General features: G+C 64.3%; 17 protein-coding genes. 4 read left to right on the forward strand and 13 right to left on the reverse strand.

Annotated elements, in window-relative coordinates; genetic code table 11:
- Positions 1-92 precede the first annotated feature (92 nt).
- The 13 genes from GQO94_RS00050 to GQO94_RS00105 form a co-directional block, all read right to left on the reverse strand.
- Positions 93-2948, reverse strand: a complete 2856-nt coding sequence (locus tag GQO94_RS00050; RefSeq protein ID WP_269748705.1) for an efflux RND transporter permease subunit — start codon at positions 2946-2948, stop codon at positions 93-95.
- Entirely contained in the window at positions 2945-4429 is a 1485-nt protein-coding gene (locus GQO94_RS00055; protein WP_156839111.1) for an efflux RND transporter periplasmic adaptor subunit, read from the reverse strand. The genes GQO94_RS00050 and GQO94_RS00055 overlap by 4 nt, the downstream gene beginning before the upstream one ends.
- Positions 4426-4986 (reverse strand): TolC family protein, encoded by a 561-nt coding sequence (locus GQO94_RS21305; RefSeq protein WP_332310810.1) that lies wholly within the window; start codon positions 4984-4986, stop codon positions 4426-4428. Before GQO94_RS21305 ends, GQO94_RS00055 begins: the two co-directional genes overlap by 4 nt.
- A 48-nt stretch (positions 4987-5034) precedes the next feature.
- A complete protein-coding gene (locus tag GQO94_RS21310; protein ID WP_332310800.1) occupies positions 5035-5658 on the reverse strand; it encodes a TolC family protein in 624 nt (207 codons plus the stop codon).
- 134 nt (positions 5659-5792) lie between these two features.
- Complete coding sequence (locus GQO94_RS00065; protein ID WP_156839112.1) at positions 5793-6062, reverse strand: hypothetical protein; 270 nt, start codon at positions 6060-6062, stop codon at positions 5793-5795.
- An 88-nt stretch (positions 6063-6150) separates the two neighbouring features.
- Positions 6151-6513 (reverse strand): hypothetical protein, encoded by a 363-nt coding sequence (locus tag GQO94_RS00070; protein ID WP_156839113.1) that lies wholly within the window; start codon positions 6511-6513, stop codon positions 6151-6153.
- 45 nt (positions 6514-6558) lie between these two features.
- Positions 6559-7002 (reverse strand): DUF411 domain-containing protein, encoded by a 444-nt coding sequence (locus GQO94_RS00075; RefSeq protein ID WP_156839114.1) that lies wholly within the window; start codon positions 7000-7002, stop codon positions 6559-6561.
- A gap of 69 nt (positions 7003-7071) precedes the next feature.
- The gene (locus GQO94_RS00080; RefSeq protein ID WP_156839115.1) at positions 7072-7545 is read right to left on the reverse strand and encodes a DUF305 domain-containing protein; all 474 of its coding nucleotides are present in this window, start codon (positions 7543-7545) and stop codon (positions 7072-7074) included.
- Between the two features lie 59 nt (positions 7546-7604).
- Positions 7605-8750: a copper resistance protein B gene (locus GQO94_RS00085; protein WP_156839116.1), complete on the reverse strand. Its 1146-nt coding sequence runs from the start codon at positions 8748-8750 to the stop codon at positions 7605-7607.
- Positions 8747-10693, reverse strand: a complete 1947-nt coding sequence (locus GQO94_RS00090; RefSeq protein ID WP_156839117.1) for a copper resistance system multicopper oxidase — start codon at positions 10691-10693, stop codon at positions 8747-8749. Before GQO94_RS00090 ends, GQO94_RS00085 begins: the two co-directional genes overlap by 4 nt.
- Before the next feature lie 48 nt (positions 10694-10741).
- Positions 10742-11305: an RNA polymerase sigma factor gene (locus GQO94_RS00095; protein ID WP_232332688.1), complete on the reverse strand. Its 564-nt coding sequence runs from the start codon at positions 11303-11305 to the stop codon at positions 10742-10744.
- The gene (locus GQO94_RS00100; RefSeq protein WP_156839118.1) at positions 11302-11742 is read right to left on the reverse strand and encodes a Spy/CpxP family protein refolding chaperone; all 441 of its coding nucleotides are present in this window, start codon (positions 11740-11742) and stop codon (positions 11302-11304) included. The genes GQO94_RS00095 and GQO94_RS00100 overlap by 4 nt, the downstream gene beginning before the upstream one ends.
- On the reverse strand, positions 11739-12017 hold the full coding sequence (locus GQO94_RS00105; RefSeq protein WP_156839119.1) for a hypothetical protein: 279 nt from the start codon (positions 12015-12017) through the stop codon (positions 11739-11741). Before GQO94_RS00105 ends, GQO94_RS00100 begins: the two co-directional genes overlap by 4 nt.
- A gap of 133 nt (positions 12018-12150) precedes the next feature.
- On the opposite strand from GQO94_RS00105, the gene copC reads away from it, so the two are divergent.
- The 4 genes from copC to cueR all read left to right on the forward strand — a co-directional run bounded on the left by copC (position 12151) and on the right by cueR (position 16292).
- The gene (copC, locus tag GQO94_RS20910; RefSeq protein WP_232332716.1) at positions 12151-12537 is read left to right on the forward strand and encodes a copper homeostasis periplasmic binding protein CopC; all 387 of its coding nucleotides are present in this window, start codon (positions 12151-12153) and stop codon (positions 12535-12537) included.
- Complete coding sequence (gene copD / locus GQO94_RS00115; RefSeq protein WP_156839121.1) at positions 12538-13464, forward strand: copper homeostasis membrane protein CopD; 927 nt, start codon at positions 12538-12540, stop codon at positions 13462-13464.
- Between the two features lie 66 nt (positions 13465-13530).
- A complete protein-coding gene (locus GQO94_RS00120; protein ID WP_156839122.1) occupies positions 13531-15906 on the forward strand; it encodes a heavy metal translocating P-type ATPase in 2376 nt (791 codons plus the stop codon).
- On the forward strand, positions 15903-16292 hold the full coding sequence (gene cueR / locus GQO94_RS00125; RefSeq protein WP_156839123.1) for a Cu(I)-responsive transcriptional regulator: 390 nt from the start codon (positions 15903-15905) through the stop codon (positions 16290-16292). Before GQO94_RS00120 ends, cueR begins: the two co-directional genes overlap by 4 nt.
- The last annotated feature ends 23 nt before the right edge of the window (positions 16293-16315 follow it).

Genomic DNA, 16315 nt, shown 5'->3' on the forward strand with positions numbered 1-16315 from the left:
CGCAGGGGCACGGAGCAGGGGAGGCGTTCATCCCGAGGCGTCAGGATGAGCGGCACGACCACCGCAATGCAGGCTTCGCCTAAGGAATCGCGCTAGTCGCGCGATGCGGATCGTGGAGCCAGCAGACAAGCCATGGCGGCAACGCCGGCAAGGGCGATAAAGCCGACGCCGGTCGCGACCGATTGGTGGTAGCCGAGCAAGTAGAGGATCCAGAAGCCGCCGGTGAGGGCAAAGGGCAGTGTGCCCATGATGAGCGCCGCTTCGTCGAGGCGCCGAAAGATCAGATAGAGCAGGAGGAAAATGATCGCGAGCGTCGCTGGCACAACGATCTTCAGCCGATCGATTGCGCGCGAGAGATATTCGAACTGGCCGGAATAGGCGAGGCTGACCCCGGGCGAGAGCTTCACTTTGTGCGCCACGGCTGTTTGTAAATCGTTCACCACCGATGCGAGATCGCGTCCGCGCACATCGACATAGACCCAGGTCGAGGGCCTCCCGTTTTCGGTTTTCAGCATCGGCGGCCCATCGCTGATTGCGATCTGCGCGACGCTGCCCAAAGTGATTTGCTGGCCGGACGGCGTGAGCACGGGGAGGGCGCGCAGCGCGTCCGGACTGTCGCGCAGTTCGCGCGGATAGCGGACATTGATCGGATAGCGCGCCAGCCCCTCAACGGTCTGGCCAACATTTTCGCCGCCAATCGCACCGGCGACGATCGCCTGGACATCGGCAATATTGAGACCATAGCGGGCGGCGGTCATCCGATCGATCCGGACATCGATATAACGCCCGCCCGTAAGCCGTTCGGCCAGGGCCGAGCTCACCCCAGGCACGGTCTTGGCCACCTGCTCGACCTCGCGGGCGATATGGTCAATGACGGCAAGATCCGACCCCGAGACTTTGACGCCGATTGGGCTCTTGATGCCGGTCGCCAGCATGTCGATCCGGTTGCGGATGGGGGGCACCCAGATGTTCGCCAGGCCCGGCACCTTCACGGTGCGATCGAGTTCCTCGACCAGCTTGTCGGGTGTCATGCCCGGCCGCCATTGATCGCGCGGCTTGAAGCGGATCGTCGTCTCGAACATCTCGAGCGGGGCGGGGTCGGTCGCGCTTTCCGCGCGTCCGGCTTTTCCGAAGACGCTCTGCACCTCGGGCACCGACTTGATCATGCGATCCGTCTGTTGGAGGAGCTCCGATGCCTTGGCGGCGGACAGGCCGGGCAGCGCGGAGGGCATGTAAAGCAAGTCCCCCTCGTTCATGGCTGGCAAAAACTCGCCGCCGAGCCGTGACAAGGGCCAGGCGGTCGTCAGGAAGACCAGCCCCGCCAGGACTAGAGTTGCCTTGGGCCGTTTCAGTACCCAGTCGATGGCCGGGCGATATGCCCTCGTCAGCGCACGGTTGACCGGATTCGCCTGCTCGGAGGGAATCTTGCCCCGGATGAGCCAGCCCATCAGCACCGGCACGAGCGTCACCGAGAGGATCGCCGCCGCTGCCATGGTGTAGGTCTTAGTGAAGGCCAGCGGCGCGAAGAGACGCCCCTCCTGTGCTTCGAGCGTGAAGACCGGGACGAAAGACAAGGTGATGATGAGGAGCGAGAAGAAGAGCGCCGGTCCCACTTCGCGCGCCGCGTCGGTGACCACAGTCCACCGCGCCGGCCCTTCCAGCTCCTCACCGGGGTGGTCATGCTCCCATTGCTCGATCCGCTTGTGAGCATTCTCGATCATCACGATCGCCGCGTCGACCATGGCGCCGATCGCGATCGCAATGCCGCCGAGTGACATGATGTTGGCGTTGACGCCCTGGAGGTGCATCACGATGAAGGCGGCCAAGATGCCGAGCGGCAGCGTGACGATGGCGACCAGGGCCGAGCGCACGTGCCACAGGAACAGGGCGCAGACGATCGCAACGACGACGAACTCCTCCACGAGCTTGTGCGTGAGATTCTCGATCGCCGCATCGATGAGGTGCGAGCGGTCATAGGTCGGCACGATGGCGACGCCGCGGGGAAGGCTCTTCTTCAGGACCTCGAGCTTGTCCTGGACCGCTTGGATGGTGGCGCGCGCATCCGAACCCGAGCGCAGGATAACGACGCCGCCCGCTACCTCGCCATCTCCATCGAGTTCGGCGATGCCGCGCCGCATTTCCGGGCCGAGTTGGATGGTGGCAACGTCCCCGAGCGTCACCGGCACGCCGCCCGCCGCAGTGCGCAGCGGGATGGCGCGGAAATCGTCGAGTGTCTGGAGATAGCCTGAGGCGCGCACCATATATTCGGCCTCGCCGAGCTCGAGGACCGAGCCGCCGGTTTCCTGATTGGTCTGTTGGATCGCCGCGACGGTCTGGGCATGGGTGACGCCGAAGCCGGCGAGTTTCACCGGGTCGAGCACGACCTGATATTGCTTGACCATGCCGCCGATGCTGGCGACCTCGGCGACGCCAGGCAGACTCTTGAGCTCATAGCGCAGGAACCAGTCCTGCAGCGAACGCAGCTGGGCGAGATCATGCCCGCCGGTGCGATCGACCAGCGCATATTGATAGACCCAGCCCACACCGGTCGCGTCGGGTCCAATGGCGCTTCGCGCGGTGTCGGGCAGGCGCCCCTGCACCTGATTGAGATATTCAAGCACGCGTGAGCGCGCCCAATAGAGATCGGTGCCATCCTCGAAGATGACATAGACGAAGCTGTCCCCAAAAAAGGAATAGCCGCGCACGGTCTTCGCTCCTGGCACCGAGAGCATCGTCGTTGCGAGGGGATAGGTGATCTGGTTCTCGACGATCTGCGGCGCCTGGCCCGGATAGGTCGTGCGGATGATGACCTGGGTATCGGAGAGGTCGGGCAGCGCGTCAATCGGCGTGCTACGGACGGCGAGCAGTCCGCCCACCACAAGCGCCAGCGCGCCCAGCACCACGAACAGGCGGTTGTTGGCCGACCAGTCAATGAGCCGACCGATCATCGCGCCGCCTCGCGGTTGAGCGTACGAACGACGGGACCTTCCGCAGCCTGGTCGAAGCTGAAGACAACGCGGTCGCCCTTCTTGAAGCCGCGCGCCAGCGCGGGTGCGCTCAGCCTGAACGTCATCGTCATGGCCGGCCACTTGAGCGCAGGGACCGGCTCGTGGCTGAGGGTGATCCGATCGCCCGTGATGCTCTCGATCCGGCCATTCGTGTAATAGGCGCCCTGCGGGGACGCTTCGGCCCGCGGCGCGGAGGTTGTCGCTGCGATCGGACGGGCCTCTATGCCGGACAGGCTGGCCTCGGAGTCGATCAAGAACTGGCCCGAGGTGACGACCTTCTCTCCTGCTGCGAGACCGGCGAAGATTTCGGTCTGGCCTCCTGCCTCCGCGCCCATCTGCACTTCGGCAGGCCGATAACGCCCTTGCGGCAGGGCCAGCATGACGAGCGTGCGCTTGCCGGTGCGGATGATGGCCTCCGAGGGAACGAGCAGCGCTGTGCGCGCTGTGCCTCCGAAATCGACCGAGGCGAACATGCCGGGCCGCAGGCGTCCGCCGCGATTGGGAAGCTCGATGCGTACCGCAAGAGTTCGGCTTTCGGCGCTGACGCTCGGAAGGATCGCGGCGACACGGCCGGTGAAGCGCTCGCCCGGATAGGCGGCGAGTGTCGCGGTCGCGCCTTCTCCCGGGCGGAGTCTGCCGGCCATGGCCTCCGGGACGGCAGCGTTTAGCCATACCGTGCCAAGCCCATTGATCTCCGCGAGCGTCTGACCGCTTGTCACCGTCATCCCGGCCCTGACGCCGAGCGTCTTGATGGTGCCGCCGGTCGGTGTCGAGATCGTCGTGACATTATGCGGTCGTCCGCTGCTCTCGACGGCCGCGACCGTTCCCGGTGGCATACCAAGCAGCAGAAGACGCTGACGGGCGGCGCGGCTGAGGCCCGCATCGCCTATCCGACGTACCGCCAGATATTCCGTCTGCGCGCCCGCCCATTCCGGCACGAGGATATCGGCGAGCGGTGCGCCCTTGCCGATTACGTCGCCCGGCGCGCGCGCGTAGACGCGCTGAACAAAGCCACCGCTCCGCGCCTGCACAATGGCGACGTCGCGCTCGTTGAACTCGATCGTGCCGGTTGCCGTGAGGGCGGAGCCAAGCGTGCCCGTGCGCGCTTCCGCGATGCGCAAGCCAAGCGATTGCGTCCGCGCGGGGTCGATCGATACGCCAGCCTCACCGCTTGCCGCCTCGTCGGCATATTTGGGGACAAGCTCCATATCCATGAACGGCGACTTGCCCGGCTTGTCGAAATGCTGGCTCGGGACCATCGGATCGTACCAGTAGAGGATTTTGCGTCCGCCTTGAGTCGATGCAGTGGGCGGATCCCCATGGTTCAAGTTCGCCAGGCCATAACCAAGCCCCCCGGCTGCAATGGCGAGCACGGCTGCGGCAATCCCCAACTGCGCTCGCGAGGTGGTGTCGAATTTCATTGATTGTTTCCCCCAAAGGTGAGGACGAGCCGCGCGGCATCGCGCGCGACATCGGCCTCCCTGTCGAGCAACTGGAGCTCGATGTCGGCGACCATGGTCTGGGCCTCGATCACGTCGAGAAGCCCGGCACGACCCGCCGCATAGCTGGCGGTCTCGAGCTCGGCTCTGTTGCGCGCAAGCGGTAGCAAAGTATCGCGCGCGCGGACCCATTGTTCGTGGTGCATGTCATGGTCGGCAAGTCCGGCCTCGAGGTCCGCGAGGAGGGCTCGCCGCATGTCCTCCTGGTTCGCGAGCGCCGCAGCCGCGGTCGCTGCGCTGGCGGCGATCATCGGATCTTGGCGACGCCCTGTGAACAGGGGCAGGCTGATGGTCACGCCGGCCGAAACCATGTCCCCATAGCGCTCGGCCCGGCGCTGGTAGGCGACGTCGAATCCCCAGTCGGGGCGTTTGTCGGCGCGCGCGACGGCAACGTCAGCCTCGGCCTGGGCCACCCGAGCATGGGCCGCTCCGAGATCGGGATGGGCCTGGATGCTTGCCCTAAGCGAGGCGCCGTCGATGGTGAGGGCGGGAACCTCGCCGGCGGTCTCCGGCGACGGCTCGCCCGTTTAGCGTGAAAGGATAGCGCGCTGGCGTGCTACTGCGGCGACGAGTTCACTCCTGCGGTCTTCCAGGGCCGCAAGGGACTGCTGAACCTGCAGTGTTTGCGCCGGACGCGCTGCGCCGGAGCTGACGCTCGCTTTCGCGGCCGAAGGAAGGGGGGCAAGGCGAGAAAGGACACTCTCGAGCGCTGCGAGGCGGCGCTCCGCATAGGCGAGATCGATCCAGGCCAGCGCCGTTGCAACCTTGACCCGACGGGCCTCGGACAGCAGCGTGGCTTCAGCTGCCGCGAGATCGGTCCGGGCCCGTGTCGTGCGAGCATGGCGCTTCGCGGCATTGGGAACCTCCTGTGAGATGCCCACCCGTGCCATCGTCATGCTGTCCTCGGCAAAGCTTCCCGCCGGTGGGCCAGACACAGGAAAATTGTCGATGCCGAGCCCGAGCTTGGGATCGGGCAGCTGACCGGCGGCAGGCAAGGCGGAGCGCCGGGCGTCAGCCTCCAGCGCCTTGGCGCGGAGGGAAGGGGCCTGCGCCTCCGCACGCGCGAGTGCTTCTTCGAAGCGCAGGGGACCTGCGAGCGCGGCGGTCGTGGGTAGCGCCAGCAGCGGCATGGCAAGGAATAGGGTGCGCATGAATATCTCCCATTCGGAAGTTCGCGGTGCGCCGATCAACAGGCGGCCAACACGTCGCCGACGCAGGCACTTCGTCCCGCGTCGGCGCCGCGCGCTGGCCTGGCTGTTCTGATCTGACGGCCGGGAACCCAAGCTTAGCCGGCCGAGGGCGACATACGGTGGTCATGCATGGATTTCATGCAATCGGCCGCGCTCATCTTCATCATGTCACAGGCGCAGTTCGCCATCTGATCATTGTCGCGGACCCATATGCGCTTCTGCACCGGACCAGCTGCGCGCGGCCCAAATTGCGGGACCGATTTCCATTCCCAATGCCCTTGCGGCGCACTGTTCTGGTCAGCGGCCCATGCGGGCGCGGCGAGGCTGACCGCCAGCAGGGCGGCCGAAATCGACTTCTTGATCATCACGAATATCCTTTGACTGAATGGAGCGGAATCGCGGGGCGTCTGGACGCGACAAGAAGCCGCGCGCCTGACGGGCGCGATTGTTCAATCAGCCAAGGAGGGTGGGTGGTTCCGGCTCGGGCGCGTACTCGTGCCCATGCAGGACGCTGACGGTGGTCCAGAACATGGTCTGGTCGTGAAACCATGGGGAGGCGGGCGTTGGCGCTGCATTGCCCAGCACGATCGGCACGACGCATCCCATCGCTCCGATGCAATCGAGCGTCAGCCCTTTGCACGGGGTTCCCTTGGGCGCGGGCTGCTGCTTGGCCATCATTGCCATGCAATCGGCGTCCATCGCCATCGCTTTGGGGGCACTCTTGGCCACGGGCACGCCGTGCGCATAGGCCAGCTGCGCCCCGAAGAGGCCGAGAAGCGCTCCGACAAGGAGCAAAGAGGCGAGCAAGCGTTTCAAGACGTTTTCTATCTATCGCAGCCCATTCTTCCCGACAATCGCCATCTATCCTTGATGGCGCGCAAATATCCGTGTGCCTGACGGACCAAATGCGACGACAACATAGGGATCGCCGCGACGACCCGGGACCTCCATGCCCGGTGATCCCACCGGCATGCCCGCCACCGCAAGGCCAGTGATGCCCTTCGGGCGCTGGGCGAGCACCCGCTTTATATCTGCGATGGGAACGTGACCTTCGAAGACCAGGCCGTCGATGACCGCGGTATGGCAGGAAGCAAGCGCGGCCGGAACGCCGCGCGCGCGCTGGAACGTAGCTCGGGACTGATCGTCGACCATGGTGATCCGCCGTCCGAACTGCGCGCGCACCTGTGCGGCCCATTGCTCGCAACACCCACATCCTGGGTCGCGGTGAACCACGATCGGGCCCGCCGCATTGGCAGCGGTTGCCAAGAGCATCAACGCGGCTCCAAGCAGGTGGCGCTTCAGCATGTTCGGTCCTCTTTCCTTCATCTGCCTATACGCGGTTCCGGAGAAGAACCCCTCGAAATATGTCGCGCGTCAATCGAGGCGCGCAAGGATGACCTTCATCTGTTCGATCTCGCGGGCCTGCGAGCGAATGATCCCGCTGCACAACGTCTTGATCTCCGGATCGTGGATCGATGCTTCGCGGCACATCAGGATCGCGCCCGAATGATGCGGGATCATCGAACGCAGGAAAGCCCGGTCACCGATTGTCATCTGCGAACGGATCAGGGCGAACGACCCCAAGAAAGCGGCCGCTGATAAGGCGATGATCGCAAGATTGGCGGTACGCGAGGCGAACATGTGCTTCATCGCCAGGATCATCAGCACCACCATGGGTGCCACCATCATCAGCGTCATGTAGAGCGTGTTGAGATTGTTGTAGAAACTGTCGAGACTGTCGATCATGACGAACATCACGAGGTACATGATGACGCCGCTGACCAGAGTCTGCACGGCAAGGCTCAAATAGCCGTTCGCCTTGCTGCCTGCGTTCTGCGAATGGTCCATCTCCACTCTCCTGTCAGCCCCGGCTCGGATATCTGCCGCCTCACCTCCTGCGTGTGCGCTCAGAACCAGATCCGGACACCGGCGACAAAGCTCGTCGTTGTCGGATCTTCGCCGTCATCGCGCGCATAGCGGGCCGTCTGCCCGCTTTTCGCGTCGTAGGACACTCCCACATAAGGTGCGAACTGGCGCGTGATCTCATAGCGAAGCCGCAAGCCGAGCTCGGCGCTGGAAAGACCGGCCCCGATGCGGTTTTCCGGGACATCTTGCGCGGCGAAGTTCAGCTCCACCCGCGGTTGCAAGACCAGGCGCTGGGTGAGGCGCTGATCATAATAGCCCTCGACGCGCCCGAGCAGGTCGCCCTTGTCGGAGAGGAAGGCAGCGCCTTCGACCTCGAACCAATAAGGAGCAAGCCCTTCGAAACCGAGGACGGCATAGGCCCGGGAGGGATTGGGCTTGAAGTCGTAGCGCACGCCTGCCTGGAGGTTGAAATATGGCCCTATGGCGCGGCTGTAGAGCGCCTGGATCTCTGCTGCCTCTACACCGTCGCGGAAGGCACCTTCTCCTTCGGATTTCAGCGTGAGCCGGTTAATGTCGCCGCCGAACCAGGCCTCGCCGTCCCACCGATAGCCGTCACGACCCTCGCGGACCTGATATTCGGCAAGGTTGAACATGACCTGTGACAGCGTCTGTCCGCCTTCTTCCGCCATCATCTTCTGGCGCGCCCGCGCCATCTCGGCCGGAGGAAACTGGCGATCGGCATAATGGTCCATTGGGGGCTTTGGAGCCGGCGCACTGCCGGCAGGTAGCGCCGTTCCGGTCGGCTGCATGGCGGGCATCGCGGTCATGTCATGGCCGGCATGCTCGTCCTGATTGTCCATGCCCGGCATCGCGTCATGACCCATGGTCTCTGAGGGACTGGCGGACATGCCCGGCATGCTGGAGTGATCCATGCCCTGCATGTCATGCCCCTGATGCGCCGCAGGGGGCTGGGCAGGCTTGGGTGGTGCGCGCCGGGCTGGGCGCGCCGCGGGCGCTGATCGACGCGGCGCCGGTTTTCTTGCCTTGGGCTTCGGCTTTGCCGCCTTCGGCTGTGCCGCCGGCATCGACATCCCCGGCATGTTGTGCATCGAATGATCCTGCGCGAACGAAGGTGCGGCGAGGGCCATGGCGGACGACGCGGCGAGGAGGGAAGCGAGCCGCATCATGCGGCCTCTCCCTTGGGACGGACGCTGACGACGCGCATCATTCCTGCGTGCATGTGATAGAGCAGATGGCAATGGAAGGCCCAGTCTCCGACGGCATCCGCCGTGAAGTCCCAGGTCACCTTTCCGCCCGGCTGAACGATCACGGTATGCTTGCGCGGCCCATGATCCCCATGGCCGGTCACCAGCTCGAAGAAATGACCATGGATATGGATCGGATGACCCATCATGCTGTCGTTGATCAGGTTCACACGCACACGCTCGCCCTCAATGAACGGGATGGGCTCATGCACGTCGGACATCTTCTCGCCGTCGAACGACCACATGAAGCGCTCCATGTTGCCGGTGAGATGGATGTCGATGCTGCGAGAGGGCGCGCGCACGTCGGGATTGCGGTCGAGCGCCATCAAGTCCTTGTAAACGAGGACCTTGTGACCAACGTCCTCGAGACCCTGTCCTGGCTCGCCCGTCCGATCCATCGGCATCGGCGAGATGGTCTGGACGCCGGGTCCGCGCTTGACCTGAGGTGCGTTGGAGAAGTCGCGCATGTTCATCGCGCCCATGTCATGACCCGCCATGGGCTGACCGCCTGCCATCGCGCCATGGCCCATAGCCGCGTGATCCATCCCGCCCTGGGCCATGGAGGAATGGTCCATCGCGCCCATCGGGCCATGGTCCATTTCCGGCATGGTGCTTTGGGTCGCCGCTCCGGCAGCGATGCCCGAAGCGAGTCGTCCCGACGCATTCTTCTCGGCTGTCGGATCGACCCCGCGCGAGGGGCTCGATCCACCCGACATGTCCACGCCTTCCATGCCCTGCATCCCGGACATATCCATCCCCATGTCCTTCATCGTCGCGATGGGACGTTTGCGAAGGGGCGGAACCGGCGCGCTCATGCCGGCCCGAGGCGCTAGGGTCGCGCGCGCCATGCCGGAGCGATCGATACTCTCGCCGACGAGTGTGTAGGCCTTGTCCTCGGCAGGCGCGACGATCGCGTCATAGGTCTCGGCGACACCGATCTGGAACTCGTCGACCTCGACCGGCATGACATTCTGGCCGTCAGCCTGGACAATGGTGAGGCGTAGCCCAGGGATGCGGACGTTGAACGTCGTCATCGCGGAGGCATTGATAAACCGCAGGCGGACCCGCTGGCCCGGCGTGAAGAGCGCGGTCCAGTTGTCGAAGGGTCCATGGCCATTGACGAGATAGGTATAAGCGGCACCCGTGGCGTCGGAGATGTCGGTCGGGTCCATCCGCATTGCCCCCCAGTCGACCCGGTCCTTGAGCCGCTGGTCTTTCCCGGTGAGCAGACCCGCGAGCGTCTGCCGCTGGAAATTGAAATGGCCTGGATCGACCTTCATTCGCCGAAAGATCGCCTCTGGCGAAAGCTGGCTGTGGTCCGACAGAACGATGACATGCTCGCGGTCGAACCGGACGGGATCGGCACCAGCGGGATCGATGACGATCGGGCCGTAATGGCCAAGCTGCTCCTGGAGGCCGGAATGGCTGTGGTACCAATAGGTGCCGTTCTGGCGGACGGGAAACTCGTAGAGATAGCTCGACCGCGGCTTGATGCCTGGAAAGGACACCCCGGGAACGCCGTCGTGCTGGGGCGGCACGAGGAGCCCATGCCAGTGAATCGAGCTGTCTTCGTCCAGTTCGTTGATCACATTGAGCCGTACTGTCTGGCCTTCGCGAAGGCGGATGAGGGGTGCCGGCACGGTGCCATTGACGCCGATCGCGGCCGACCGTCGCCCATCGATCGTCATCGTTTGTCTTGCGATCTTCAGCGTTATGTCGGTGCCTGATACGGTTGGAAGCGGCGCTGTGAGCCCTTCGGAAACCGGTTGGGCCCATGCCGGCATCCAGGACGCCAACGCGGCCGTCCCGCCTGCAAACCCGACGCCTCGCAAGAAGCCCCGGCGGTCGAGGGTTGAAAGGTCCATTGCGCGCAATCCCTGTCCTGAACTCTCAGGGGTTACGCATAGCCCACATCAACCCCTCAAAATTTCTGCCAGTTTGGCCCGGGCGCGATAGAGCCTGGTTTCCACGGCCTTCTCGCTGATGCCGAGAATGCTCGCACTTTCGGCTTGGCTCATGCCTTCGATCGTTCGCAGGACGAGCACATCCTTGAGGCTGGCAGGTAGGGCGGCGATCGCGGCCATTGTCCGCTCTAGTTCGCGTCGGTCGTCGAGCCGGACGTCGGTCGCGATTCCGGGATCAGCGACGTCGATCGCCTCCTCGATCGGCCGTGCAAAGGTAAAGAGGCGGCGGACAGCGCGGCGCCGCGCCCAGTCGCGCGCCTTGTTGAGCGCGATGCGCGAGATCCAGAGCCGAAACGGTCGTTCGCCGTCATAGCTATGCAGCGCGGCGAATGCCGCGATGAAGCTCTGTTGGGTCAGATCGAGCGCTGCATCCGCGTCTCCGGTATGACCGCGCAGCAGACGAAAAACGCTATCCCGGTGCCGCCGCATCATCTCGCTGTAGGCCGGCTGTCGCCCACCCAGCGCAAGCGCAGCGAGCTCGCCGTCCGAGCAGCCGGCGAGATCAAGGCTCACGGTTCCTTGGCCGTGAGCGCCTTTACGACAGCCGCGTCGAATTTGGCGGCCTGGTCGGGTGTGAGGACCGCTCGCATGGCGAAGATGTGCTCCAGCGTTTCCTTCTGAAGCTGGCCCATCGCCTGATGCGAGCGATCGACTGCTGCGCCGACAGCGGGACCATAGCCATGTTCGGCCTGGATGGCGTCGGCGAGCCGCGCATTGTCCGCCCGAAGTTCGAGCTCCAGCGCCTGTTTGCGGACCGCGAAGCGGCGCTCGATCTCGTCCATGCGCGTTTGTTGCGCACTATCGAGGTCGAGCTCGTGGTGGAGCAGTGCATGTAGTTCATTTTCGACCGGGGCCGGCCCCGCGATAAAGACCCGGCCAAGGAAGGCGCCGGCGATCGCGGCCAGGAAGGCGATCACCGCAATCAGCAAGAGGCGACGGCGATCGCTCATTCGCTCGTGCCGAGAAGCGTCGAGGGCGCCAGCGCTGGGGGCGCGCCGAAGGGCGCGATGGATGCCACCCGAGTCTCGCGCGCAGGTATGGCTGAACCCAGAAAACCGACGGAGAGCGCGATGCCGGCGGCGATGCTGAAGACGGCTCCCGATAAAGGCGCGCCATGTCGGCGCTGGTAGGCAAGCGCGTCGATGACCACGCCGTCGATCGTCTCCAAACGCGGATCGACTGGAAGTTCTCTCAACCGGCTCAGTGCTGCATCAACGTCCATCATCTCGTTACTCCCACCCCTGCGCACTGGATTTACGCATGGTAGCGAAAAATCCCTCATCGCCAATCGGACGGGCACCAATGAGGGGTCGACGCCCGATCTGCGTAATGCTCATCGAACGCGAAGGAGATGTTCCATTAAGACCAAGGCCCTATTCGCCGCCGCGTTTGCGGCCCTTTCACTCGGCGTGTCGGCTCCGGCACTGGCACATCCAAAGCTCGTGAGCTCCTCGCCCGCTGCGAGCGCGACCGTTGCCGCGACAAACCGGCTGACCCTGACGTTTAGCGAGCGTTTGATGCCGCGATTGTCCGGCATCGACCTTGCGATGACCGGCATGCCCGGAATGGCCAATCATGCCCCTATGAAGATCGGCGGGGTGAGGACCACCGTTGGCGAGGATGGCAAGACGCTGATCGCGACTTTGCCGCGTCCGCTCGCCGCCGGCACTTACAAGCTGGATTGGCACGCCGTCTCGGTCGACACCCACCGCATCGCCGGAAGCCTGACCTTCACGGTCCGCTAAATGGCGGACTGGCCGCTCATCGCGATCCGCTGGGCCCTCTACGCGGATCTCGGGCTGCTGTTCGGACTGCTCCTCTTCGCGCTCTACGCCCTGACCGGCGACGAGCGTGAGAAGTTGCTGCGTCTCCGTGGGTCGATCATGGCGCTGGCCGTGCTGGGCATGCTGCTGGGCGTTTATGGCTTCCTGCAGACCGCTGCTGCCATGCTTGGGGTGGCTGTCGAAGGTATCGATCGCGCCAGCGTCATGATGCTGCTCACCGAGACGGGCGTTGGATGGGCTCTGCTCGCGCGCATGGCGGTCCTGGCCATTTTGGGCATTGCCGCCCTGACCACCGTGTTGCGTCGAATGGCTGGGCTCGCGCTCCTCACCCTTCTTGGCGCCATAGCAGTCGCGACCCTCGCCTGGTCGGGCCACGGCGCCGCCACCGAGGGACCGGCAGGGATTGTCCATTTGGCCAGCGACATTATTCATTTGCTGGCCGCTGGGGCCTGGATCGGCGCCTTGGCCGCGTTCATCCGCATCGCATCGCGCCGGGTCCAGACACCGGAAACCCTCAACGCGGCTCATCGTGCGCTTGCCGGTTTCGCGACGTCGGGGACGATCATCGTTGGCTTGATCGTACTGACAGGGCTGGTGAACAGCTATTTTCTAGTCGGTCCGCAGAATGTGTTGAGCGTTGCCGAGAGTGACTACGGCCGTCTCCTCCTGATCAAGCTCGCCTTGTTTGCCATCATGCTGGGGTTGGCGGCGGGCAATCGCTTTCGGCTGACGCCGGCGCTCGGCAGAGCGGTCGGCGGGGAGGGCAACGCAGCGGCGGTGGTGCGTCTGCAGCGAAGCCTGTGGATCGAAACCGCCACCGGCATCCTGATCCTCGGACTGGTTGCCTGGCTAGGAACGCTGCCGCCGCCAGCCTCCGGAGGTTCGTAGAAAAGGGTCTTGACCCTGACATGATGTCAGACCCTAGATCGGCATGCGTCGGAAAGGAGACGGTTTATGACCGATTCGAAGAACGCGGCGCATCAAGCCCATGGCTGCTGTGGAGGCCATGCGTGTCATGCGCATGGCGAAGGCATGAAGACAGAGGTCAAGGATCCGGTCTGCGGGATGACCGTCGATCCGGCAAAGACGCCGCACCACGCCGTCCACCAGGGCCAGGACTATCATTTCTGCAGCGCCGGCTGTCTCGCGAAATTCGAGACGGATCCAACGCGCTATCTCGCGGCGGAACCGCCCGCGCCGGTCGAGGCCGCGCCGGGAACAATCTGGACCTGCCCGATGCATCCGGAAATCCGCCAGGATCATCCCGGCCCTTGCCCAATTTGCGGGATGGCGCTGGAACCCGAAACGGTCAGCACGGACACGGGGCCCAGCGCGGAACTGGTCGACATGACTCGCCGGTTCTGGATCGGGCTGACGCTAACCCTTCCCGTGTTCGTCCTCGAGATGGGCAGTCATCTCATCCCGGCGCTTCATCGCCTTATCGACGCTACAACGTCGACCTGGCTCCAGTTCGCGCTCGCAACCCCGGTCGTGCTGTGGGCGGGGTGGCCATTTTTCGAGCGGGGCTGGGCATCGATCCGCACCCGTCATCTCAATATGTTCACGCTGATCGCGATGGGTACAGGCGTCGCCTGGGGGTACAGCGTCGTCGCGACGCTTGCTCCCTCGATATTCCCGGAGGCCTTCAAGGGCATGGACGGGACCGTCGCCGTCTATTTCGAGGCGGCCGCCGTCATCACCGTCCTCGTTCTGTTGGGACAGGTTCTTGAGCTTCGCGCGCGAGAACGCACATCAGGAGCCATCAAGGCGCTTCTGAATCTTGCGCCCAAGACCGCGCGCCGCATCGTCGGCGATGGACGGGAGGAAGAGGTCTCGCTCGAAACGATTGTCGTCGGGGATCGTCTGCGTGTGCGTCCCGGCGAAAAGGTGCCCGTGGACGCGATCGTCGAAGATGGACGATCAGCGCTCGATGAATCGATGGTCACTGGCGAATCCATGCCGGTCAGCAAGACCGTAGGCGATGTCGTCATCGGCGGCACGCTCAACCAGAGCGGCGCGCTTGTCATCCGCGCGGAGAAGGTCGGTCGGGACACGATGTTATCCCGGATCGTGCAAATGGTTGCCGATGCGCAGCGCTCACGCGCGCCCATCCAGAGACTTGCCGACCAAGTGGCGGGCTGGTTCGTCCCTGCCGTGCTGCTCGTGGCGATCCTGGCCTTTGTCGTTTGGGGAATTTGGGGCCCGGAGCCGCGCTTTGCCCACGGTTTGATCGCGGCGGTCGCAGTGCTGATCATTGCGTGCCCCTGTGCGCTCGGTCTCGCGACGCCGATGTCGATCATGGTTGGTGTCGGGCGCGGGGCAGGGCTGGGCGTGCTGATCAAGAACGCCGAAGCGCTCGAACGGCTCGAAAAGGTCGATACGCTGGTCGTCGATAAGACCGGCACATTGACCGAGGGCAAGCCTTCGGTAACACGGATAGTGCCTGCTGGCGGCTTCGATGCCGATGAATTGCTGCGCCTTGCGTCCGGCGTCGAGCGTGCATCCGAGCACCCGCTGGCGCTGGCGATCGTCGCGGCCGCTGAAGCCAAGGGCATTTCGATTCCGTCGGTCAGAGAGTTCGATTCTCCAACCGGCAAGGGGGCGATCGGCTTGGTCGATGGGAAGCGCATCACGCTCGGAAACGCCCGCTTCCTCGAGGAGAATGGCATTGCTGCCGGTTCCATGGCGAAGCAGGCCGACGAACTTCGCGAGGATGGCGCCACGGGAATCTTCATGGGTGTCGACGGCCAAGTCGCGGGCGCCTTTGCGATCGCGGACCCGGTCAAGGAGACGACGCCTGCGGCGCTGTCGGCACTGCGGAGCGAAGGCATTGCCGTAGTGATGCTGACGGGTGACAACCGGACCACCGCGCAGGCCGTGGCGCGAAGGCTGGGCATCGACAAGGTCGAAGCCGAAGTCCTGCCCGACCAGAAGAGTGCGGTCATCGAACGGCTGAAAGGTGAGGGCAGGACCGTCGCCATGGCTGGAGATGGCGTCAACGACGCGCCGGCTCTGGCGGCTGCCGATGTGGGCATAGCGATGGGTTCGGGCACCGATGTCGCGATTGAGAGCGCCGGTGTCACGCTCCTCAAGGGCGACCTGACTGGCATTGTACGTGCGCGACAGCTTAGCGAAGCGACGATGGCGAATATTCGCCAGAACCTCTTCTTCGCCTTCGTCTATAATGCGGCCGGCGTTCCGATCGCCGCGGGGCTGCTCTATCCCTTTTTCGGTATTCTGCTCTCGCCGATCATCGCCGCCGCGGCCATGGCATTGTCTTCGGTGAGCGTCGTCACCAATGCGCTCAGATTGAACAGAGTGAAGCTATGAATATCGGTGCAGCGTCGGAGGCCAGCGGTGTCTCCCAGCGTATGATCCGCCACTATGAAAAGATAGGATTGATCCCGACGGCGATGCGCCGCGACAGCGGCTACCGTGACTATTCGGATGCCGATGTGCATCGGTTGCGTTTCATCGCCAATGCGCGCGACCTGGGGTTTCCGATCGATGAGATAGCCGCGCTGCTTTCATTGTGGTCGGACCGCAGCCGAGCGAGCGCGGATGTGAAAGCTCTTGCCCTTGCACGAGCCGAGGAACTCGGGCGTAAGGCAGCCGCACTCGAAGCGATGAGGGCCTCTCTGGTACATCTTGCGGAACGGTGCCGAGGTGACAGTCGTCCAGACTGCCCGATTCTTGATCGACTGCAGTTAGAATGAGCACGAGCCTGGGGTGCGGAGGT

The organism is Novosphingobium aquimarinum (assembly GCF_009746585.1).
Classification (GTDB): domain Bacteria; phylum Pseudomonadota; class Alphaproteobacteria; order Sphingomonadales; family Sphingomonadaceae; genus Novosphingobium; species Novosphingobium aquimarinum.

Excerpts from the sequence above, each read along its gene's own strand:
- GQO94_RS00080 (WP_156839115.1), bottom strand. The coding sequence starts at position 7,545 with ATGGACCATTCGCAGAACGCAGGCAGCAAGGCGAACGGCTATTTGAGC.
- GQO94_RS00085 (WP_156839116.1), bottom strand. The coding sequence starts at position 8,750 with ATGATGCGGCTCGCTTCCCTCCTCGCCGCGTCGTCCGCCATGGCCCTC.
- copD (WP_156839121.1), top strand. The coding sequence starts at position 12,538 with ATGGCGGACTGGCCGCTCATCGCGATCCGCTGGGCCCTCTACGCGGAT.
- GQO94_RS00050 (WP_269748705.1), bottom strand. The coding sequence starts at position 2,948 with ATGATCGGTCGGCTCATTGACTGGTCGGCCAACAACCGCCTGTTCGTG.
- GQO94_RS00090 (WP_156839117.1), bottom strand. The coding sequence starts at position 10,693 with ATGGACCTTTCAACCCTCGACCGCCGGGGCTTCTTGCGAGGCGTCGGG.
- GQO94_RS00120 (WP_156839122.1), top strand. The coding sequence starts at position 13,531 with ATGACCGATTCGAAGAACGCGGCGCATCAAGCCCATGGCTGCTGTGGA.
- GQO94_RS00055 (WP_156839111.1), bottom strand. The coding sequence starts at position 4,429 with ATGAAATTCGACACCACCTCGCGAGCGCAGTTGGGGATTGCCGCAGCC.
- GQO94_RS21310 (WP_332310800.1), bottom strand. The coding sequence starts at position 5,658 with ATGCGCACCCTATTCCTTGCCATGCCGCTGCTGGCGCTACCCACGACC.
- GQO94_RS00065 (WP_156839112.1), bottom strand. The coding sequence starts at position 6,062 with ATGATCAAGAAGTCGATTTCGGCCGCCCTGCTGGCGGTCAGCCTCGCC.
- GQO94_RS00105 (WP_156839119.1), bottom strand. The coding sequence starts at position 12,017 with ATGATGGACGTTGATGCAGCACTGAGCCGGTTGAGAGAACTTCCAGTC.
- GQO94_RS00100 (WP_156839118.1), bottom strand. The coding sequence starts at position 11,742 with ATGAGCGATCGCCGTCGCCTCTTGCTGATTGCGGTGATCGCCTTCCTG.
- cueR (WP_156839123.1), top strand. The coding sequence starts at position 15,903 with ATGAATATCGGTGCAGCGTCGGAGGCCAGCGGTGTCTCCCAGCGTATG.
- GQO94_RS00075 (WP_156839114.1), bottom strand. The coding sequence starts at position 7,002 with ATGCTGAAGCGCCACCTGCTTGGAGCCGCGTTGATGCTCTTGGCAACC.